Annotated in this window: 24 protein-coding genes; 17 read left to right on the top strand and 7 right to left on the bottom strand. The window is 40.8% G+C overall.

Features of this window, described 5'->3' with window-relative positions; all coding sequences use genetic code 11:
• Positions 1-99 precede the first annotated feature (99 nt).
• The 8 genes from CDO84_RS19860 to rocF all read left to right on the top strand — a co-directional run bounded on the left by CDO84_RS19860 (position 100) and on the right by rocF (position 7,486).
• Positions 100-384 (top strand): autorepressor SdpR family transcription factor, encoded by a 285-nt coding sequence (locus CDO84_RS19860; protein WP_015715052.1) that lies wholly within the window; start codon positions 100-102, stop codon positions 382-384.
• Positions 384-1,019, top strand: a complete 636-nt coding sequence (locus CDO84_RS19855) for an SdpI family protein (protein ID WP_014481470.1) — start codon at positions 384-386, stop codon at positions 1,017-1,019. The genes CDO84_RS19860 and CDO84_RS19855 overlap by 1 nt, the downstream gene beginning before the upstream one ends.
• A gap of 183 nt (positions 1,020-1,202) precedes the next feature.
• Positions 1,203-1,757 carry an SdpA family antimicrobial peptide system protein gene (locus CDO84_RS19850; RefSeq protein ID WP_015715050.1) on the top strand — a complete coding sequence of 185 codons (555 nt, stop codon included), beginning with the start codon at positions 1,203-1,205 and terminating at the stop codon, positions 1,755-1,757.
• Positions 1,742-2,695: a sporulation-delaying protein SdpB family protein gene (locus CDO84_RS19845; protein ID WP_040081179.1), complete on the top strand. Its 954-nt coding sequence runs from the start codon at positions 1,742-1,744 to the stop codon at positions 2,693-2,695. The genes CDO84_RS19850 and CDO84_RS19845 overlap by 16 nt, the downstream gene beginning before the upstream one ends.
• Positions 2,696-2,750: 55 nt before the next feature.
• The gene (locus tag CDO84_RS19840; RefSeq protein WP_014481468.1) at positions 2,751-3,359 is read left to right on the top strand and encodes a sporulation delaying protein family toxin; all 609 of its coding nucleotides are present in this window, start codon (positions 2,751-2,753) and stop codon (positions 3,357-3,359) included.
• A gap of 331 nt (positions 3,360-3,690) precedes the next feature.
• A complete protein-coding gene (gene rocD / locus CDO84_RS19830) occupies positions 3,691-4,896 on the top strand; it encodes an ornithine aminotransferase (RefSeq protein ID WP_014666082.1) in 1,206 nt (401 codons plus the stop codon).
• 222 nt (positions 4,897-5,118) lie between these two features.
• Positions 5,119-6,522, top strand: coding sequence for an amino acid permease (locus CDO84_RS19825; RefSeq protein WP_040081182.1), 1,404 nt, complete (start codon positions 5,119-5,121; stop codon positions 6,520-6,522).
• A gap of 73 nt (positions 6,523-6,595) precedes the next feature.
• The gene (gene rocF, locus CDO84_RS19820; protein WP_003226959.1) at positions 6,596-7,486 is read left to right on the top strand and encodes an arginase; all 891 of its coding nucleotides are present in this window, start codon (positions 6,596-6,598) and stop codon (positions 7,484-7,486) included.
• Between the two features lie 236 nt (positions 7,487-7,722).
• On the opposite strand, the gene CDO84_RS19815 is transcribed toward rocF, so the two are convergent.
• Positions 7,723-7,839: a Phr family secreted Rap phosphatase inhibitor gene (locus CDO84_RS19815; protein ID WP_014666080.1), complete on the bottom strand. Its 117-nt coding sequence runs from the start codon at positions 7,837-7,839 to the stop codon at positions 7,723-7,725.
• Positions 7,840-8,937 (bottom strand): response regulator aspartate phosphatase RapG, encoded by a 1,098-nt coding sequence (rapG, locus tag CDO84_RS19810; protein WP_040081184.1) that lies wholly within the window; start codon positions 8,935-8,937, stop codon positions 7,840-7,842.
• Between the two features lie 110 nt (positions 8,938-9,047).
• Here rapG and CDO84_RS19805 point away from each other — a divergent pair, with 110 nt between their 5' ends.
• From CDO84_RS19805 to CDO84_RS19795, 3 genes are all read left to right on the top strand, one after another.
• Positions 9,048-9,518, top strand: a complete 471-nt coding sequence (locus CDO84_RS19805; RefSeq protein ID WP_040081186.1) for a GNAT family N-acetyltransferase — start codon at positions 9,048-9,050, stop codon at positions 9,516-9,518.
• 147 nt (positions 9,519-9,665) lie between these two features.
• Positions 9,666-10,403: a YiiX/YebB-like N1pC/P60 family cysteine hydrolase gene (locus CDO84_RS19800; protein WP_040081188.1), complete on the top strand. Its 738-nt coding sequence runs from the start codon at positions 9,666-9,668 to the stop codon at positions 10,401-10,403.
• A gap of 10 nt (positions 10,404-10,413) precedes the next feature.
• Positions 10,414-11,577 (top strand): hypothetical protein, encoded by a 1,164-nt coding sequence (locus tag CDO84_RS19795; RefSeq protein ID WP_040081190.1) that lies wholly within the window; start codon positions 10,414-10,416, stop codon positions 11,575-11,577.
• Between the two features lie 73 nt (positions 11,578-11,650).
• On the opposite strand, the gene CDO84_RS19790 is transcribed toward CDO84_RS19795, so the two are convergent.
• Complete coding sequence (locus tag CDO84_RS19790) at positions 11,651-11,947, bottom strand: hypothetical protein (RefSeq protein WP_040081191.1); 297 nt, start codon at positions 11,945-11,947, stop codon at positions 11,651-11,653.
• Between the two features lie 146 nt (positions 11,948-12,093).
• On the opposite strand from CDO84_RS19790, the gene CDO84_RS19785 reads away from it, so the two are divergent.
• Positions 12,094-12,264 (top strand): hypothetical protein, encoded by a 171-nt coding sequence (locus CDO84_RS19785; protein WP_040081193.1) that lies wholly within the window; start codon positions 12,094-12,096, stop codon positions 12,262-12,264.
• 62 nt (positions 12,265-12,326) lie between these two features.
• Complete coding sequence (gene fdhA / locus CDO84_RS19780) at positions 12,327-13,553, top strand: formaldehyde dehydrogenase, glutathione-independent (protein WP_082032933.1); 1,227 nt, start codon at positions 12,327-12,329, stop codon at positions 13,551-13,553.
• Positions 13,554-13,586: 33 nt separating this feature from the next.
• On the opposite strand, the gene CDO84_RS19775 is transcribed toward fdhA, so the two are convergent.
• A complete protein-coding gene (locus tag CDO84_RS19775) occupies positions 13,587-14,000 on the bottom strand; it encodes a hypothetical protein (protein WP_040081197.1) in 414 nt (137 codons plus the stop codon).
• Between the two features lie 183 nt (positions 14,001-14,183).
• On the opposite strand from CDO84_RS19775, the gene CDO84_RS19770 reads away from it, so the two are divergent.
• From CDO84_RS19770 to CDO84_RS19755, 4 genes are all read left to right on the top strand, one after another.
• Positions 14,184-14,354 (top strand): CxxH/CxxC protein, encoded by a 171-nt coding sequence (locus tag CDO84_RS19770; RefSeq protein WP_003236479.1) that lies wholly within the window; start codon positions 14,184-14,186, stop codon positions 14,352-14,354.
• 80 nt (positions 14,355-14,434) lie between these two features.
• The gene (gene rlmH / locus CDO84_RS19765; RefSeq protein WP_040081198.1) at positions 14,435-14,914 is read left to right on the top strand and encodes a 23S rRNA (pseudouridine(1915)-N(3))-methyltransferase RlmH; all 480 of its coding nucleotides are present in this window, start codon (positions 14,435-14,437) and stop codon (positions 14,912-14,914) included.
• Positions 14,915-15,013: 99 nt separating this feature from the next.
• Entirely contained in the window at positions 15,014-18,253 is a 3,240-nt protein-coding gene (locus tag CDO84_RS19760; protein ID WP_040081199.1) for a hypothetical protein, read from the top strand.
• A 169-nt stretch (positions 18,254-18,422) separates the two neighbouring features.
• Positions 18,423-18,635, top strand: a complete 213-nt coding sequence (locus CDO84_RS19755; RefSeq protein WP_040081201.1) for a TdeIII family type II restriction endonuclease — start codon at positions 18,423-18,425, stop codon at positions 18,633-18,635.
• A 224-nt stretch (positions 18,636-18,859) separates the two neighbouring features.
• Here CDO84_RS19755 and fbp read toward each other — a convergent pair whose 3' ends face one another.
• The 3 genes from fbp to CDO84_RS19740 form a co-directional block, all read right to left on the bottom strand.
• Positions 18,860-20,785: a fructose-1,6-bisphosphatase gene (gene fbp, locus CDO84_RS19750; protein ID WP_040081203.1), complete on the bottom strand. Its 1,926-nt coding sequence runs from the start codon at positions 20,783-20,785 to the stop codon at positions 18,860-18,862.
• A 206-nt stretch (positions 20,786-20,991) separates the two neighbouring features.
• Positions 20,992-21,150, bottom strand: coding sequence for a hypothetical protein (locus CDO84_RS19745; RefSeq protein ID WP_009968424.1), 159 nt, complete (start codon positions 21,148-21,150; stop codon positions 20,992-20,994).
• Between the two features lie 28 nt (positions 21,151-21,178).
• Positions 21,179-21,889, bottom strand: coding sequence for a GntR family transcriptional regulator (locus CDO84_RS19740; protein WP_040081205.1), 711 nt, complete (start codon positions 21,887-21,889; stop codon positions 21,179-21,181).
• Between the last annotated feature and the right edge of the window lie 35 nt (positions 21,890-21,924).

Here is a 21,924-nt window from a genome sequence, read left to right as displayed (position 1 = left end):
AGGAAATACTGGTGTTGTATATTGACTGGAAAAATAAAATGTTTTATTATTTAGGTAAATATCTAAATCCTAATGTTTACCAAAGGGGGGGAGAATTATTTGAATAAGGCTTTTAAAGCTCTGGCCGATCCTACAAGGAGAAGGATTTTGGATTTGTTAAAACAACAAGATTTAACAGCCGGGCAAATTGCTGACCAATTTGATATGTCAAAACCTAGTATTTCTCATCACTTAAATATTTTAAAGAACACTGATTTAGTACGAGACCAAAAAAAGGGACAATTTATTATTTATTCTTTAAATACGACTGTACTTCAAGATCTTATTGGCTGGTTTTTTTCCCTTACAGATACAGACCATGACAAGAAGGAAGGTGGAGAATGATGAAAAAATATTTCTTTGCACTAATTATGATAGCCTTAACAATTTTAGCTTGGGTTATAACATATTCACACTTACCTAATGAATTGGCAACACACTGGGGTATAAGTGGTGAAGCAGATGACTTTTCAAAGAAACCTACGGCCATAGCAACGTTGGTAGGTATAATGATAGTACAATATATTCTTATGGTGCTTATTCCTAAAATTGATCCCCGACGAAACTATCCGACCTTTACTCGTGCATACTTATCTATTTTTAATACCATGTTTCTCGTCTTATTTCTCATTAATTTGATTACAATATTGACGGGGCTGGGTATTAAACTTCCTATTCCATATTTAGGTTCATTTATTCTTGGAGCTATATTTATGGTTTTTGGTAATTTTATTCAGCAGGTTAGACCGAATTTTTTCTTGGGAATTAGAACTCCTTGGACATTAAGCAGTGAAAATGTATGGAGGCTTACACATAGATTGAGTTCAAGAATATTTGTTCTAGCCGGAATCATTATTGTTTTAACTGCATTTATTCCTGAGTCTTTTACCGAGCCGATTATTTTTATAGCGGCAATAGGTAGTATACTCTTATCCGTATTCGCATCTTATTTCATATATCAAAAAGAGCTAAATAAATAGCCGGGTTATGTTTCCTATTTAAAGAGGTTAGAGTCTTATTCTAACCTCTTTTTAACTGGGAAAAAATAACTAAATATTAAAAAACTCTTCATTTTTCATATAGCCTATGATAATATTCTTCTGTATTTTATGGGTTTATTTAGAAATAAATAGGATAAATTGTAATCGGGAGAGTGTTCATAATTGAACGATTTTAGTAGTGATAAAAGTAGAATAGGCCTCTTTTTTTTAACAATTTGTGCATGTCTAACGATCTTGCTTTTCTCAAGTATCATAGTTGCATTACCGAAAAATCCTCTCTCGACAACTGTTAGAGCAGAGTTTTTGGTGAAACAATTTATTCCACAGGGATGGGGGTTTTACAGTAGGGATCCAAGATCTGATCATCTTTATGCATACAGTATGAGTGGAGATACAGATATGCTTTCATGGCCAAATAACAAAATAAGAAATGTATTTGGACTTAATAGATATGGCAGAGCACAGGGCATAGAACTTGGATTACTTATTTCTAAACTACCAAGTTCATTAAAATGGAAAACATGCGATAAGGATGCAAAGAATTGTCTTGATGAGATGAAGGTACAAGTGGACATTGCAAACCCTACGCCTAATGCTTCACTTTGTGGTGATCTGGGAATCGTAAGCGGAAGTCTTGTTCCATGGGCATGGAGCCAATATAAGGTCGTTCCAACTTCTAAGGTTATGAGGGTGAATGTAAAATGTTCGAAACGTTAAACATTAAAATTTATAAGTGGGCAAATGATAACGTACCTTGGACCAATGTCTATGGTTTGGCAAGAAGTATTATGGCTTTATCTACAGCTTTAACACTTGCTTTAAATGATTCTAGCATTTTCTTTAGACCGGGTGCAGGACAAGAAACACCGTATTGTAATGGAACATATAGCATTTTTTGTACAGTGCCTAATAACCATATATACCTTAATTTAATACGATGGATTTGTGTCATCTTATTACTGGTTGTTGTGTCAGGCTGGAGGCCCAGATTGACTGGAATTATACATTGGTGGATATCTTATAGTTTACAAGTTTCCGCTATGACTATTGATGGGGGAGAGCAAGTGAGTGCAGTTTTTACGTTACTACTCCTGCCTATAACTTTGACCGATTCAAGAAAATGGCATTGGGAAAATATAAAGACTGGTACAGATCTAATCAACAAGAAAGATTTATATTTTCGCGTCATAGCACTTACAACTTTTGTATTTATTAGAATCCAAATTGCAATTTTATATTTTAATTCAGCTACGGCAAAATTAGCTGATCAAGATTGGTTAAATGGAACGGCTGTTTATTATTATGCTCAAGATCCAATGTTAGGTTTTCCGCCTTTATTACATACCTTATTTAATGACTTTTTGTCATCACCTTTAGTTGTAATTCCAACTTGGGGAACTTTAATTATTCAATTGTTATTATTTGCATTTTTATTTTCACCTAAATCATATCGAAAATATATGTTTATTATTGCAATACTTATGCATGAAATTTTTGCAGTAATGTTTGGTCTTATAAGTTTTTCAATGATTATGCTAGGTATTTTAATTCTCTATTTAAGGCCCTTAGAAAAACAATTTCATTTTTCATTAGGAAAACGGTTTTCCATTAGCCATTTATTTATGAAAAGGGGTGATGCAGGAAAGTCATTATAGATATTGTTTTTGTTGTCACTAGTCGTAGCCATAGGAATAAAAATCGGGAGGAGAAATGGATATGCGTTTAGCGGCTCAAGATTTAAAACTTAAATTGGTCTATTTAATGCTCATTGTGTTGGTTGTATCTATATTTTCTGGTGCAACACCTATTACTCAAGCAAAGAATCTACATAAATACTCAGGTGAAGAAATTTTTGCTGGAATTGTTTTTGGTCAAGGTGAAATCTCGAAAAAATTTCCTGAAATTTGGAACACCAACGATTATAATGTTAGAAATTCAGATAAATCTAAAGAACTTACTCAATTGTTAATAAGTGAAATGAAAAAAATCGATCCTCAATATTTTAACGATTTGAAAAAATCGGTTTATGAAAAGGATCTTAAATTAATTGATGAGGAATTCAGCAAGGGTGGAGATCTTTTAAAAGAAGCTGCTGAGAAGGTTAACATGGGCAGTTCTGAACATGCGGATTTAGTCTCAGGTAAATGTGTTGAAACTCTGGGTGCTGCTATTTTTGTTTTGGTACTAGCAGCAGGTGGCGCTGTAGACTATCTGTACGTTTACAATGCAACTAAATTTTGGGGAATAACTTCTAATGATAAAGAGTCTAAACTTGCGACAGAGATGTTTGTTAAGGATGTTGCAGATAAACTGAACTAAGAACTATAGGTAAAAGGCGTAATCATAATTTAGATTACGCCTTTTTATAGTGGAAATATTTCTTATAAATGTCATTCTTATTTTAATTTTTTAATTAAAAGGATCTTTTTATCTGGCTTGTGAATACCTTCTTTGTTGATATATTCATTTGAACTGCAAAATAATTTTGCCCTTACTGAAGTCTTTTTGCTCGAAATATCAGAATGTTTTTGCACCTTGTCCTCGAAAATTGTAGAAAACACACGAATTCTTGATTTGGCACAGAACTTGCATTTATATAAAGGGAAAGCAGGATAACATGTTGAAACAGAAAACAAGGGGGAATTCAAATATGCCAGCTTTATCTAAATCCAAAGAAATTATTGATCAGACGTCTCATTATGGAGCCAACAATTATCACCCGCTCCCGATTGTCATTTCTGAAGCGCTGGGTGCTTGGGTAAAGGACCCGGAAGGCAATGAATATATGGATATGCTGAGTGCTTACTCTGCGGTAAACCAGGGTCACAGACACCCGAAAATCATTCAGGCATTGAAGGATCAGGCTGATAAAATTACCCTCACATCACGCGCGTTTCACAACGATCAGCTTGGGCCGTTTTACGAAAAAACAGCTAAGCTGACAGGCAAAGAGATGATTCTGCCGATGAATACAGGAGCCGAAGCGGTTGAATCTGCGGTGAAAGCGGCGAGACGCTGGGCGTATGAAGTGAAAGGCGTAGCAGACAATCAAGCGGAAATTATCGCGTGTGTCGGGAACTTCCACGGCCGCACGATGCTGGCGGTATCTCTTTCTTCTGAAGAGGAATATAAACGAGGATTCGGCCCGATGCTTCCGGGGATCAAACTCATTCCTTACGGCGATGTGGAAGCGCTTCGACAGGCCATTACGCCGAATACAGCGGCATTCTTGTTTGAACCGATTCAAGGCGAAGCGGGCATTGTCATTCCGCCTGAAGGATTTTTACAGGAAGCGGCGGCGATTTGTAAGGAAGAGAATGTCTTGTTTATTGCGGATGAAATTCAAACGGGTCTCGGACGTACAGGCAAGACGTTTGCCTGTGACTGGGACGGCATTGTTCCAGATATGTATATCTTGGGCAAAGCGCTTGGCGGCGGTGTGTTCCCGATCTCATGCATTGCGGCGGACCGCGAGATCTTAGGCGTGTTTAACCCGGGATCACACGGCTCCACATTTGGTGGAAACCCGCTTGCATGTGCAGTGTCTATCGCTTCATTAGAAGTGCTGGAGGATGAAAAACTGGCGGATCGTTCTCTTGAGCTTGGCGAATACTTTAAAAGCGAGCTTGAGAGCATTGACAACCCTATCATTAAAGAAGTCCGCGGCAGAGGGCTGTTTATCGGTGTGGAATTGACAGAAGCGGCACGTCCGTATTGTGAGCGTTTGAAGGAAGAAGGGCTTTTATGCAAGGAAACGCATGATACAGTTATTCGTTTTGCACCGCCATTAATCATTTCCAAAAAGGATTTGGATTGGGCGATAGAGAAAATCAAGCACGTGCTGCAAAACGCATAAACCCGCACCATGAAGGGATATTCACTTCGTTTGTATAAATTTACAACAGAAAAATCAGCACTCCCTATTTGCTCAGCTACAGTATTTTAGTATAATGTATCTTTATGAGAAGAAGTGAATTTTATATTAAATAGATAGAGGCTCTTTGGACAGCAAACTGGGATAGCACCATGCAGATGTTCCAGCTTAGATCCAATACAAGTTGCTGAAGGGGTGCAGAATGTGAATACAAACCAAGATAACGGAAATCAGCTCCAGCGGACAATGAAATCACGCCATTTGTTCATGATTTCATTGGGCGGAGTGATCGGAACCGGTTTCTTCCTTGGAACCGGGTTTACCATTAACCAAGCGGGACCGCTCGGCGCGGTTCTGTCCTATTTAGTGGGCGGCTTTATCATGTTTTTGACCATGCTCTGCTTAGGAGAGCTGGCAGTCGCCTTTCCTGTATCGGGGTCCTTCCAGACCTACGCGACGAAATTTATCAGCCCGGCCTTTGGGTTTGCGTTCGGCTGGCTGTACTGGCTCGGCTGGGCGGTTACATGCGCCATTGAATTCTTATCAGCGGGGCAGCTGATGCAACGCTGGTTTCCGCATATAGACGTGTGGATCTGGTGTCTGGTCTTTGCGGCTCTGATGTTTATTCTAAATGCGATCACCACAAAAGCTTTTGCGGAATCTGAATTCTGGTTCTCAGGCATTAAAATTTTGATTATCCTTTTATTTATTATTCTCGGCGGAGCTGCCATGTTTGGCCTGATTGATCTGAAGGGCGGAGAGCATGCGCCGTTTTTGACGCATTTTTATGAAGACGGGTTATTTCCGAACGGCATAAAGGCAATGCTGATTACGATGATTACCGTGAACTTTGCGTTCCAGGGAACTGAGCTGATCGGGGTTGCGGCCGGAGAAAGTGAAGACCCTGAAAAAACGATTCCGCGGTCGATCAAACAGACAGTATGGAGAACGCTTGTCTTCTTTGTGCTTTCAATCATTGTCATTGCCGGCATGATTCCGTGGAAACAGGCGGGAGTCGTGGAAAGTCCGTTTGTTGCCGTATTTGAGCAAATTGGAATCCCATATGCTGCTGATATCATGAACTTTGTTATTTTAATCGCACTGTTATCTGTTGCGAATTCAGGTTTATACGCATCAACGCGTATCCTGTACGCGATGGCGAATGAAGGACAGGCCTTTAAAGCGCTCGGCAAAACAAATCAGCGCGGTGTACCGATGTATGCGTTAATCGTAACGATGGCTGTGGCCTGCCTATCACTTCTGACAAAGTTTGCGCAGGCTGAAACCGTATATATGGTGCTGTTATCATTGGCGGGCATGAGCGCGCAGGTCGGCTGGATTACGATTTCGCTTTCCCAAATCATGTTCAGACGCAAATATATCCGCGAAGGCGGCAAGACAGAAGATCTGAAATTCAAAACACCGCTGTATCCGGTGCTTCCGCTGATCGGCCTGACGTTAAATACAGTCGTGCTTATTAGCCTCGCATTTGATCCGGAGCAGCGTATCGCGCTGTATTGCGGCGTACCGTTTATGATCATTTGCTACATCATTTATCATGTCGTCATTAAAAAACGCCAGCAGGCAAATCGTCAGCTAGAGCTTTAAAAACGTTGTCCGCAAGTCATCTTTGTTAGAACCCGCATAGGACATTATCTTAAATGTTGAGGTGGAATCACAGATGGATAAAACGATTTCGGTTATTGGAATGCCAATGGATTTAGGACAAGCACGACGCGGAGTGGATATGGGCCCGAGTGCCATCCGCTACGCTCATCTAATTGAGCGGCTGTCAGACATGGGGTATACGGTTGAAGATCTCGGTGACATTCCGATCAACCGCGAAAAGATCAAAAATGACGAGGAATTGAAAAACCTGAATTCTGTTTTGGCGGGAAATGAAAAACTCGCACAAAAAGTCAACAAAGTCATCGAAGAGAAAAAATTCCCGCTTGTCCTGGGCGGTGACCACAGTATTGCGATCGGCACGCTGGCAGGCACAGCAAAGCATTACGATAATCTCGGCGTCATCTGGTATGACGCGCACGGCGACTTGAATACACTTGAAACTTCACCATCCGGCAATATTCACGGCATGCCGCTCGCGGTCAGCCTAGGCATTGGCCACGAGTCACTGGTTAACCTTGAAGGCTACGCGCCTAAAATCAAACCGGAAAACGTCGTTATCATTGGCGCCCGGTCACTTGATGAAGGGGAGCGCAAGTACATTAAGGAAAGCGGCATGAAGGTGTACACAATGCACGAAATCGACCGTCTTGGCATGACAAAGGTCATTGAAGAAACCCTTGATTATTTATCAGCATGTGATGGCGTCCATCTGAGCCTTGATCTGGACGGACTTGATCCGAACGACGCACCGGGTGTCGGAACCCCTGTCGTCGGCGGCATCAGCTACCGGGAGAGCCATCTGGCTATGGAAATGCTGTATGACGCAGGCATCATTACCTCAGCCGAATTCGTTGAGGTTAACCCGATCCTTGATCACAAAAACAAAACGGGCAAAACAGCAGTAGAGCTTGTAGAATCTCTGCTAGGGAAGAAGCTCCTGTAATAAGAAAATCCCCGCATCCCGCGGGGGTTTCAGCGTGTCGACAAATCCTCGCATTCGTTGTCAGGCCTGCGCTTCGGTGCTCACGAATTCCAAACATTCGCTGCGCTCCAATGCTCGTTCTTACTAGACTTCAAGGGTTTTCAATCACGCTGAAAAGATGAAAGAATCCTAAAACTACAAACCGTTTTAGGATTCTTTCGTTAAATTGAACCCCCGCACCCGCGGGGGTTTTTCATTTATCCAATCATTTTCTCAGCGACTTTCATCTCCTGTGAATGGGTTTGATGGTCCGCAATAAACCAACCTGATAACATCACCGCTGCGACGCCTGCGCCAATCAAAAATTTTTTCATTTATATAACCTCCGTTCGTTTAATCAGTTCTTCAATTTGTAATGCTTCATAAAAAAAGTGGGCAGCTTCTTTGTAAAGCTCAAGTTCCCTATACCGTTCGCCAGCCAAAATGGAAAGTTCTCTTACACTGTCATACTCTTTCTCGGACAACAAGTCATCCATATGTTGTTTGCATAAGTAAAACGTTTCCGCATGACCCCCTTCTGCATAAATGGCATATAAAATGTCTATTTTTGCCTCACATATTCTATTCGGCTCAGCAGCCAATTTTTCCTTCACTTCTTGGTAATAAGATAAGGCCTGTTCTTTCTTTTTGACCTTAAACAGCTCTCGTATCAGCAGGTAGGCAGAATGATAATAATAGGCGGAGCGGGCATACTCTTCGTTCTGCAAGGCCTCTTCTAATTTGGAGACTGCTTGTTCTGATTGGCCGCTTTGCGCATGGAGAAGTCCGAAGTTATGCAAAAGCTGGGCTTCAAAAAAATGATCCTCCAATTCTCTTGTGATCCGAATTGCTTCGTCCAAATATGTTTTAGCTTCTTCAAACTGCCCAATTTCGGTAAAATTGCCTGACATGGTAATCAGGGCTGAAGCCAGCTTCTTTTTATAATCAGTCTCTTCCCTGAACGTTTTGACCGCTTGCCGTGTATGATTGAGGGACACAATATTTTGTCCCAGCTTATAATAGAGCTTTCCGACCTTCAGGTGAAATTCGGCTTTCTCAATCGGATCGGGAATGTTGTTGAGATACTGCTCAGCATCTTTATACAGCCCAATGGCAATATCATAATTATTTTTATAGGCCTCATACATGCCTTCAAACAGAAAAAAGTAATATTTCAGCATGTCAGACGTAGCATTCATATGAGAAGGCTCCTCATGCTGAAAACCCTGTCCTCTCGCCTCGTGAAGCAAAACCTTGTGGCGCAGTTCCAATAAGGAGAAGTAGGCAAGCACCTCCTGATCCTCTTCCATGTCATCCAATAAAGGCTTCACTTCTTCAAATAAACGGGAGGACTCTTCCACTTCATGTTTCTTGATAGCAAGGTACCAATCGTTGAGCATGCTAGCGATTTCTGCAGGTGCAATCTTATTCATGTGAAACTCCTTTCTCTAGTGACTTATTAATCTCAGTTGCTTATTCTGATAGTAACACCTCTTTCTATTTTATGTAAAATCCTCTAGTCAATATATGAAGGAGAGATGATATGACAATCATACTGACCCCTATGCAGACAGAAGAATTTCGGTCCTATCTCACGTACACAACAAAGCATTACGCGGAAGAAAAGGTAAAAGCGGGAGCATGGCTGCCTGAAGACGCACAGCTTTTGTCTAGGCAGACGTTTACTGATCTGCTTCCGAGAGGGCTGGAAACCCCCCATCACCATTTGTGGAGCCTCACGCTGAATGAAAAGGAAATCGTTGGCTGGCTCTGGATCCATGCTGAACTGGAGCATCCGCAGCAGGAAGCATTTATTTACGATTTCGGGTTATATGAACCGTATCGGGGCAAGGGCTACGCAAAGCAAGCATTGGCAGCATTAGATAACACGGCCCGCAGCATGGGAATCCGGAAGCTGTCCCTTCACGTCTTTGCCCATAATCAGACGGCGCGAAAGCTGTATGAGCGAACCGGATTTCAAGAAACAGACGTGGTGATGAGCAAAGAGCTTTAACGAAAAGGGCCTAGTAAAGGCCTTTTTTAGTCTTCTGTAAATAAATTCTAAAAATTCTGTAAAAGGACTAGTTTCTTTCCATATATTCCTAATATAATAGAGAAGGGAAGTATATTTTCCTACATTTAAATGAAAAGAGGAGATGTAATGAGAATGAAGAAAAGGGTATCAATATTTATTGTAGCGCTTACAATATGCGGCGGCCTGTTTGTTTCTCCAGCGAAAGCCGTAAAGACCACAAACTATGCAGAAGAAATCGCCGCACTGCAGCCAGGCACGACACCGGAGGAAATTATGAAATCGGCCAGCCAGATTGCCAAACAGCAGCATGTAAAGCAAGACGTTATCCTAAAACAGTTCTATAAGGAAATCACAGCTGACAAAGCAGAAGGTGACAAGCTCGCGAAGGAAAGCGGCATGTCTATCATGGGCGGCTCGTCCGGCACGAAAAAACTTCCGACAAGCGCGAAAGGCAATATCTATTACACGAACTCCTACACAGCCTACTATAATCATGGCCACGTCGGCATGTATTCCGCCGCAGACAAAATTGTTGAATCTGTCCCGGGCGACGGTGTCAGGCAGATCGCTTACAATGCCAGAGACGTGGAAGACAACTCCATTGTACAGACCGTCAGCGTTACCTCATCTCAAAAAACAGCTGCCGCCGACTGGGCGGTATCAAAAGTCGGCGACCCATACTCATTTAACTTCGTCAATAACAGAAGCACCGGCCATGACGGCGCCAAAAACTGTTCAAAGCTCCTATGGTCCGCCTTTTTGCTGAAAGCTGGCATTGATATAGACAGCAACGGAGGTTTAGGGGTGTATCCGCGCGACATCACCAGTTCATCCTATACAGCAACCATTATGACCATCAGATAAGGAGAGGGATATGAAAAAGTGGATGATCACCATTGCCATGCTTGTTCTCGCAGGAATCGCACTATTTGTCTTCGTTTCCCCTCTCAAAAGCCATAAAGCCGTGAATCAGCAGGATCTCAGAGATCCCGGTTTTCTGGATGACAAAGAAATCCTGCTGTATTTCTCATCCTCTGCGGATCAAGACGCATTTGGCGGCGGGAAAAGCTACGCCCTGTTTATCAGCCAGGACGGGTCGCTGTCTTCCTTTAAGATGAAGGGTCTTGAGCTGGGCTCAGCCAAGGTTCACGGCGACAGTGTGATGCTGGAGGACAAAAACACGATTTACACGATCAAAAACGGACTGAGTTCTCATAAAAGAGCCTATCAGCACACCGGAGACAGCGCGGGCTTTCTGCAAAACACGGACGGTTTTTATACCTTATACAACTCCGGCTACGACAAAAAGAGAGACGGATACCGCTCAGAGCTGTACCGCCAAATGGACGGAGAGTGGAAAAAAGACGTCATCCCATCCTACATTCGGGCCTCCGGTTTTCATAACGGTGCGATTTTCGCACTTGTCCCGACAGCTGACGAAAAAGGCTATGAGCTCCTTCAGATTCAAGCGGATCAGAAGAAGCTCACCTACCACAAGATAACTGAATGGCAGTACAGGGAAGGAGCCTCAGTCGAATCCCAGCTTGCCGTGGACGACCAAGCTGTGTATGTCATGATTCGCGGCCAGAAGGCGCGCAATCTCTATCAAATGGTCAAGATCAACAAAAAAAGCGGCAAAGTAGAGCTGCACGACATCGCCGAATACAAAAACGACGAACAAACGATATACAGCTCCATGCCCTTTAGCTTCAAAAAAAGCTTCTTCTCTTATGACGGGAACCTGTACTTCATTGACGGCTTCGGAAAAGTGCGCAAAATCGATGCCAAAACAGGAAAAACAACCATCGCCTTCACTCTTTCCCGAGACAAAATGAAAGCCGATTTCAAAGAAATCACCCAAAAAGGCAGCAGCCTCTACTTCTTCACATACACGTATAACAAGCCTGCCTACATTGAACAGTACAGTCTGAAAACCGGAAAGAAATTGAAGGAAAAAGAGATTGGGAAGGTAAAGGACATTGTGACGCCGAAGAGTCATTTGAAGCTGTATGATGTTGAGGTGATGAAGGGGTTTTGAGCGACTATTATTGTCACATTATTTCTCAGGAAATACGAAAAAGAGACTTGCAGGAAGTCTCTTTTTCTGTTGCTTAATTTGATACATATCCATAATAGAAAGCTGTCCAGCCCCCATCATAGCGAGGTTCAAGATGAGAGAGTTTTAATGTTCCTGTGTAGCCGTCTAGTGAGTAATTGTAATACTTGGGAATATCATCAACATCAGAGTAGCCCCAGTAAGTTACTTTATAATTGGAGATATATTTGGTGGCCTGTGCTTTGACGTCCTGTACAGAGAATTCAGCCGCAGAAGCCGGACTAGAAAAAGTGCCCCCAACACCAAGTGAAATTCCCAAAGCCAAAGTTCCAATCACAATTTTTTTAAACATCTTTTTCCCTCCCATTTTTTTGAAATCAAATAAAAAATTCAACGATTTTTATGAAATTCCTATCTATTTAAAATTAGTTTTGTGTTAAATTTGTGAATTGTTGTAAAAAGGTATATCAATCCAATGATGGATAAAGGAGAAATTACATGCGAACCAAACGGGTTATTCTTCTGGCAGTTATGATCAGCCTGGTTTCGACTATTACTGTATTCCTGTTAAATGGACGTAAAGTCGACTGGTTAGACATCGCAGGAACTATTATCGGCTGCTTTCTTGGCATCTTTATCGTTATAAGAATACAGAAAAAACAGTCGTGAAAAAGGGAAAGGGTCATGCCGAACCGAAGTCATGTTCTAGGACCAAGAGTCCAAACACATGAATGGGAGGAATGGCGTTGACAGGAAACAAAGCGGTTGTGTACAAAGGCAAAGGAAACGTGGCGGTGGAGGATATCGGTTATCCGGAGTTAATCTTAAGGGACGGGCCCGGCGTCCCGAAGGCAAATGTGAATCGAAAATGTGAGCATGGGGTCATTCTCAAAGTCATTACAACCAACATTTGCGGAAGCGACCAGCATATGGTCAGAGGCCGCACAACAGCGCCTGAAGGGTTGGTGCTCGGGCATGAAATTACTGGAGAAGTTATTGATACGGGGCGGGACGTTGAATTTATCAAAAAAGGCGATATCGTATCCGTTCCTTTCAATATTGCCTGCGGGCGCTGTGTGATGTGCAAAACGCAGAAAACGCACGTGTGCCTGAATGTCAATCCTGACCGGCCGGGCTCGGCTTACGGCTACGTCGATATGGGCGGCTGGGTCGGCGGCCAGTCTGAATACGTCATGGTGCCGTACGCCGATTTTCAGCTTTTGGTATTCCCTGATAAAGAACAGGCGCTAGAAAAGATTCTCGATTTGACGATGCTGTCCGACATTTTCCCGACCGGCTTCCATGGAGCTTACACAGCGGGCGTGCAAACAGGTTCAACCGTTTACATCGCGGGAGCGGGGCCTGTCGGCTTGGCTGCTGCACACTCCGCTCAGCTCCTAGGCGCCTCCACCGTGATTGTCGGCGATCTGAACGAAGACAGACTGGCACAGGCGAGAAGCTTCGGCTGTGAAACGGTCAACGTGCAAAAACACGACCGCCTCGGCGAGCAAATTGAACAAATATTAGGTGAACCAACCGTTGATGCCGCAGTGGACTGTGTCGGCTTTGAAGCATCTGGACACGGCAATCAAGGAGAAGCACCAGCCGCCGTGCTGAACTCAATCATGGACGTCACCCAGGTCGGAGGCAGCCTTGGCATTCCAGGCTTATACGTGACCGAGGATCCTGGTGCAAAGGATGCGGACGCCAAAACAGGCTCACTAAAAATCCGCTTCGGACTTGGCTGGGCTAAAGCCCATACCTTCGTCACCGGACAAACACCCGCCATGACATACAACCGCAATTTGATGAAAGCGATCCTGAGCGGCAGAGCGCAAATCGCAAAGGCCGTCAACGCCACTGTCATTTCTTTGGACGACGCGCCAAAAGGCTACAGCGACTTCGACAAAGGCGCAGCCAAAAAATTCGTCATCGATCCGCATGGAACATTGAAGTAAAAGAAAAAGCCGGACGTTCTCAGAACGCCGGCTTTATTGCTGGTAATCTGTTTCTTCAAATCTACTTCCCGTTTCATCCTGTACGATGAATTCCCCTTCGATTTTGTCCAGTCCAATCAAAATATAAGGGTTTTTCTCATTTGCCTTAGGAGCAGGTTTGCGTTTCACAGTTACAATCGTTTCTTTAGGTGAGAATTTGACGTCTGACACTTCAAGCTTCTTATCTTTCTCGCTGCTTCCGAGAGACACAATAACCATTTTTCTCCCTTCTAAAATGGTGAAGACTTGATATCCTTTCACGTCATCATGCATTTGGAGATAATTAGCGTATATTTCTAAGTCTGGACTGCTTTCACCGATTCGATCCTTCTCCAACACCCAATAAGACGGCTGACACCCAGCAAGCAGCAACATGATCACAAAAAGCCAAACCCATTTGAGCTGCAAAAGCAGACTCCCCACACATCGGTTACATCCAAACTAACATACGGGCGAAATAGAGTCATCAACAGCTTGTTTGTCGAATTGTGGATAAAACTCAGCCCGAAGCACTACTAACATGTGAATAAATAGGTTATATTGGGAAGAGAATATTTGCAAAAACGCAAGAAACCATCGGAGGATTAGAACATGAAACAAACCTATTATTCCTGTGAAGAACACATCGAAACCGTGCTGGATATGTACATAGACGACCACGAGCTGCCGCCCGAAATCAGAAAAATCGAACATACTAACAGTTTATCCACAGCCTGTGAATTATGTGGAGACCCCGCAGTATATATAGTGGGGAACGAATGATCTTACACAAAATACAGAAAAGATATCCACAATTGTGGACAACATATATGAATAACTTGTTTTTAAAGTGGGGATGACCTGTGAATATCAATATTGTGACAATCGGAAAACTAAAAGAAAAATACCTCAAGCAAGGCATTGAAGAATACACCAAACGACTTTCGGCCTACGCAAAAATTGACATCATCGAACTCCCGGACGAAAAAGCGCCGGAAAACCTAAGCGACCAGGACATGAAAATCATAAAAGACAAAGAAGGCGACCGCATCCTATCCAAAATCAGCCCCGACGCCCACGTCATCGCCCTCGCCATCGAAGGAAAAATGAAAACATCCGAAGAACTAGCCGATACAATAGATAAGCTGGCTACATATGGAAAAAGCAAAGTCACCTTCGTCATCGGCGGATCACTCGGATTGAGTGACGCAGTGATGAAGCGAGCAAACGAGAAGCTGTCGTTTTCAAAGATGACATTTCCTCATCAGTTGATGCGACTCATACTAGTCGAGCAGATTTATCGGGCTTTTCGGATTAATCGTGGTGAGCCGTACCATAAGTAAATGAGGTTTTTGAGGCGTAAGATTTACGCTTTAGTAAGTGATAGCATATAGAGAAACTAAAAGATTTAATAAAGTATTGATGAATAGAGGAGGGAAGTTATGGGGCAAGTTGCACGAAATGCACTTAAAGGTTACACATTTCAACACTACATATTTACGCTGTTTGTAGCAAAGATGGATGTTGAAAGGAAAATCAAAAAAATTGAATCGGAAACGATTATTAGTGGAAACTTTGATGATTTATATATAGAGGCTGATGAGAATTATAGAATTCAAGTAAAAAATTACCCTAGTACTACATTGGATGACATTGTTATTACCAAAGACAGTGTTCGAATCAAAGGAAACTCTAATGACTACAATCAAGATGAGAATAATATTGTAATAATTAATACTGATCAGATTGATACAGATTCAGAGTTCATGGGTTTTCCAGCAAAAAAAGTAAACGGAATTGTGATAATACCACTAACTCCATTTGATGTACAAGATTTACTTGATGAGATGTTTAGTACTGAAAGTAGAGAAATTCAGATAATTCAGTTCGCATTTTCTTTGATAACTTCCTCAAACTTTGTGATAAATGAAGAGGAACTACCAAAAATGATAAGAATGTCTTTAGACTTAAATGACAGAACAATCTTAATTCGAGAACCATTAGAAAGCGTGGAGAAAGGTATTTTATGGATATATGGTAAGCCAGGTGTAGGCAAAAGCCATTATGTCGAAGAGTTGATTCAAAAATATAATGATGCAATAGTGTATAGGTTTTGGACTGGATCTCAAGATGAACGACTTATGAAACGGTTGCAATTTGATACGTTTTTAAATGATGTGGCACTAGGAATTTTCAATTCTCCAAGGAGTTACACCATCGAAGAACTGATTCAAGAAATTATTAGACAAGAAAAAATATTGATTATTGATGGTCTAGATCATGTTGAAAATTATAATCCGAAAGAGCTTCAACTATACATAGATTTTATTAATTCATTGAAAGAAGCTCGTTTGGTTGTTTTATCAAGACCACTTTTAGCTAAAGTTAGTTGGCAACCTATGGAATTGATAAATTGGAGTTTTGACGAAACTGCATTATATTTGGCTATGGCTTACAACATCTATGAATACAGAGTTGTTAAGGAAATCTACGAAGTTACCGATGGTTATCCGATAATCACTTATTTTATTGCTGAACATTATATAATGCATAAAGAGATTAATATTGGGCTTGAGATTGAAAACTTAAATCAATATTATAGTATTTTGCTTGAAAAAGCTAATCCAAAGTCATTATTATCTATTTTTGCAACAAACAATAGTTTCTTCACAGAATCCGAGCTTAGAACTATTCTTAACGAATCTTTCGTGGTAGACGCAGTCATGGACTTTATTGAAGTACATCCATACTTGTTTAAAAGGACAATGAATAGGATTTCTTTAATTCATGATAGTTTTAATACATACTTGAGGTATCAACTAGAAAGTTATCCAGAATTAAAAGGCAGAGTGAATCAGTTTGTACAGAGTAGTTTATTGAATGGAGATATTAATTTCATGTCAAGATTGTCTTCATTTGAACTTAGTGAAGATTTCTATAATGAACTATTATGGATGTATAGCGAGGTTGATAATTTTTCAGCTCTACTTGAAAGAACTTTAGATTATAATTCAATAACCTCATTTTACAACCAGCTACAGAAGTTATTAGAGCAACGAGAAGGAGTACTAGATCTATATCATTATTATTCATTTGCTTTGGTTTATCAAATGGCTAATCGTAATGACTTAATTGGATATGATGGTTTAGTGTATCAAATTCTTATATATATGAATGATCATTTAACTATAGAGGAAGAGATATTTAGTACTGGTGTTTTATGGAATATTTTTATCCTTTTAAAGTTGAAGGACGAAGCATCATATAAAAGGTATTTAGCAGATAGAATGTATGATCCAAATCAAATAAATGAACTATATGAGAAATTGAATGATGAACATTGTTACTTTGAAAAACGGAAAGAAAAGCCGAACTACAAAGAAACATTAGAAAAGTTACAAGAAAATGATATATTCGAATTTGGTAAACAAGATATCTTAATAAGACATATGGTAAAAGTCTGGGTTCACCAAGATAAAGAGGATATCTATTATAAAATACTAGATGAATTCTTGAATAACGATGAAAACATAGCAACATATCGATTAAGGAAAATTGTCGAAGAGAATGGTATTAGAGGTAGATGGTCAGCTAGGATACTATCATCTGTTAAATACCAACTCAATGAGATAGGTGAATTAGGAGAAAAGAATTTCTTTTATGGTAAATCTTTGAGCGACATTATAAGGAATAGTGCTCCAAATGGATCTTTTGAAACAGTAGAGTATGCACAATCCTTTATAAGGTTAGCCAATCATGAAAAGAGACAGATTGATATTTATTCAGTTAATCGAGTGTGGGCAATGTATTACAATCGAAAAGATTACAGTGTTTATACTCTAGATAGTGCATTAACAGTGTTTGAGAAATTTGGTTTTTTAGAAGATTTAAAGTCGATTGAAATACTAAGAAAAGTAATGAATCAAAGTGAAAAAGGGATTAGGCATCTACTTGGAAGCTATATAAATCTGAAAGATGATTCACTTATAAATAAATTAGGTCAAATTGGTGCATTTAATGATAGTGATTTTCCGGTAGATATATTCGATTTAACACCCGAGAAAATAAATTGCCTTGATGTTAAGCACGTTGATCAAAGAATATATAAAATGCTTTCATATCATAATTATGGAAAAACCATTGAATACAGAGATATACTAAATCCATTGCGAAGTAAGTACTTTAATCGTGTTCTTGACGCTATAGATTACTATGGTTACAAAATATTCGGGCTGATTGATGATGAAGAAATTGAGGAAATGATTACTGAAAAAGGAATAGAAATACTAAAGCAAGTAAAAGAAGAAGACAGCTATATCCCATTTAAACATGGATGTATTCATGAAGCAGACATAGAGTATATACATGAAAACCAAATCGGATATCTTGAAGTATCAAGATACTCTGATGGGTGGCATTCCTGTTTACCGTTTGTAGATTTATATTCTCTTTATAACTTGGATGAAATCAGAATGTCCCACTTAAAGATAATACATAATGCAATGTTTGCTAGAGTATCAGATAGAGAATACATTGGTAATTGGAATTTGTTGATTGGTAATATACCACGATTTCTTGAACAATACGAGATTGATATCAACTGGAATAAAATGTACGAAATTCTAAAGTGGTTTCTAAGAGAATCATTGATTTACGATGTAGATGTAAATAATCAGTTATAATGATTCTATGAAGTTCAATAATAAAAACGAGTTTATAAATACGCTCCTTAGCCTTAATGGCCCCTCTCTATTCGTAAGCTTTTTATAATAAAAAATATTATTTTGGAGATAAAAACATGATATGGAAAATTGCAGTAGGAGTACTAATAAGTGAATATCCCACAACATAATGGTGTTTGTAAATAAAGCTAAAATAAAACAAAAACATAAAATACCTGCAAAATTTTTTGATATGGATGATACTAACTTTGTACTTGTTGACTCCTCTTTTTGGAATCAGATTGGAAATGATTTAAATACATATACAGAACTACTCGATATTTTTGATGAGGTAGGGCAACATACATCTGAACGAATTAGAAGAGAATACTTCGGATTGTAAGAGGCGGATAAAAACCGCTTCTCTTTTTACTTATTCTATAAATAAACGAATCCATCAAGATATTCCTTGTTTTGGATACCATCCATTGCCTCCATTCTTCTTTAGTTCATATTTATATACATTTATTGGAAATGGTTTATTTTTAAGAAGGTGTCGCACTAAATAGATCTGGAAAACGCAAAAAAGAGCCCAGAGAAAAATCATCTCTGAACCCTAAATATCCCTCACTTCATATACCGATACTCCCGCAAACTCTCCAAAATCGCAACTTCCTGCAACAATTCCTCACCCACATTCGTTTCCTTCACTTTCTTCCGCTCAAGCTCTTTGTCCACTAATCGTTTCACCGTCAAGACGTCGGTTCCGGTGCTTAGGACTTCTGCCTTGGAGTTGAAGTGTTTATGGGCGACGAGCTGCATGCCGTAGGAGTTGTAGAGCAGCGTGTAGCCGGCGATGCCTGTTGTGGATTGGTAGGCTTTGGAGAAGCCGCCGTCGATGACGATCATTTTTCCGTTTGCTTTGATTGGGTCTTCTCCTTCGATTTCTTTTACGGGTGTATGGCCGTTGATGATATGGCCATGATCTGGATTGAGGCCGAATTCTGCCAGGATGTTTCGGCAGGTTTCCTCGTCTTCTCGTAAATAATAATACGGGTTTTTCTTTTCTTTATGCGTTTCCTTCTCTTTAATGAAATAGCGCTCAAATGTGGTCATGGCGCGTTTTCCGAAAAGGGAGGAATACTCGCCTGTCCATAAATACCAAGCCATATCTGTCGCCAGGTCATCGGTTTCTTCCGGGTGGGCAAAGGCTTCCCGTAAGAATCGTTCAAATACATCGAGCAGCTCACGGCCCGCATAGGCTTTATCCTCAATCATCATCGTTTCCATATTGCCGTTTTCATCAACTGGAATACAGCCATGAATTAACAGGTTGCCGTTATATTTTAAATAAAGGCTGCCTTTTTTCATCATAAAATTCATATGGCGGCCCAGCTTTTCGGAATGCTGGACAGAGAACAGCAGCTTGTCTATGACCTCTGCTTCTTCTTCTAATAGCTGGTCTGGCTGCTCCGGATTTATCGTCGCAAAGCAGGTGTTTTCCAGCTGATATGTTTTTCCGTTCAGCGTGATTTCATTTTTGTCATAATCTATTTTCTCTAATAACAGCCGTTCTTCCATATTAAAGTTCGGCCGTCTCTTGATAATCGGGCTCTCAAGCTTGAATTGGATCATCGCAATCGCTTGATGGATTTTTGTGATTTGCTTAATCTCATCCTCTGGCCTGTTGTCGTCTGCTTTTGGACGGAACGCTGGATTATCATCATAATATTTTTCGGCCAGGTTCAATAACGGTCTCAGGTTGATGCCGTACACGTCTTCAATAATATCCAGGTTGTCGTAGCGGGCACAGATGCGGATAATATTGGCCAGGCACACTTTGGAACCGGAATAGGCGCCGATCCAAAGGACATCGTGATTTCCCCACTGAATATCGACAGAATGATAGTTGATCAGTTCTTCCATAATTCTATCCGGCTGCGGTCCGCGGTCGTAAATATCGCCGACCACATGCAGATGGTCGACCACCAATCGCTGAACGCTGTAAGCAAGGCCGGTGATCAGCTTATCGGCTTGGCCAAGTTCAATGATCTGATCAATGATTTCGGAGTAATATTGCTCCTTGTTGCCAGCTTGTTCTGTTTTGTATAGCAGTTCCTCCGTAATATAAGCAAACTGGGCAGGCAGTGCTTTGCGTAATTTGGAACGGGTATACTTGGAGGAGCAATATGAAACGAGCTTAATCATTCGATGAATCGTTTCTTTATACCACTCGTTTAATGCTGCTTTCGCATCAAAGTCATGTTTGATCAACTTCAGTTTGTCTTCTGGATAATAGACCAATGCTGCTAATTCATCGATTTCTCTATCGTAAATGACACCGCTGAAGATGTCGCGTATCTTCTCTTTGACTCGTCCTGAACCATTGCGCAGCACGTGCTGGAATGCCTGATACTCCCCGTGCAAATCACTGACAAAATGCTCGGTGCCTTTTGGCAGGTTCAATATCGCTTTCAAATTAATGATTTCTGTTACCACTTTTTCTTCACAATCGTATTTTTGCGCGAGTAGATCTAGGTACTTGCTTTCCAAAACCGTCCATCCCCTTTTTAGAATAAACCCCTATTTATGAGCATGTGCATGATAAGGTGAATGTAAAAGTATGACATTGTTTTTCATCATTGGACCTTTATATGATAGTACCGCATAACTGCTTTTATAGACAATTGAAACGAGTGAATAAAGTGAAACACAAAAAAACCAGATGTTAAATCTGGTTTCCTGTTCAAAGCAAACTATTATTGTTTTTCTTTCACCATCTTTACAAAGAGGAAAAAGATAATGAATACGATAAAGTAGTTCATTGGATTCTTAACGATGCTCATCTCTAGTGAAATCTGTAAGAGTATCCAGAGCGCAAAGATGGCTAGTATGGCAGGAATGATAATTTTGTACATGTCGACTACCTTCCATAGTGAAGCAGCTCTACAGCAAAAAACTATTAGCCTGCACCACAAACTGCGACTGCTTATAATTATACGAAATCTTCGAGTAATCAAACGGCTGCCCATTTGTCAGGTGAAAAATACTTTCTATATACAGCTTCGGCAGTCCAGCCTCTAATCCCAAATATTCCGCTTCTTCCTCATTAAGCTGGCCCACGTGCAGAAACAAATCAGAAAAACCAATCTTCAACCCCAGTCCTTCCCGGATGTAATGGAAGATGGAGTGGGAGACGATTTCGTTGTTTAAATACGTCACGATCGATTTGTTGTAATAGGATTCTTCGTAGCAAAGGGTCTGGCCGTTGATGTAGCGGACCCTTTTGACATAGTAGATGTCCTCGTTTATTTCGATATTCAGGTTTTCCGCCGCTTCCGGTGTTGGCTTTCTCACGTCCAGTTCGATGACTTTTGAGGTGACGTTGAAATCCTCGAGATCTTTTTTAAATCCCTGATTCGACAGAAGGCTGATATAGCCTTTTCGTTTATGTTTTCTGACGAAAATGCCGCTTCCTCTGACCTGAAAGATCGCGCCTTTTTGCTCTAATAGCTCCAGGGACTTTGTGATGGTGCTTTTGCTGACTTCAAACTGGGCCATGAGGGTTTCTAGGACTGGCAGTTTGTCTCCCCGCTGAAGCTGGTGTTCTTCTATATATGTTTCAATTTCCGCTGCGATTTGCTGGTATTTTAACATACGCATTCCTCATTTATTCGTTTAGTTTCACTGCC

The organism is Bacillus sp. MD-5 (genome assembly GCF_002201875.1).
GTDB lineage: Bacteria > Bacillota > Bacilli > Bacillales > Bacillaceae > Bacillus > Bacillus stercoris.
The sequence above is the reverse complement of the archived record's forward strand: the minus strand, read 5'-3'. Positions and strand labels throughout refer to the sequence as shown.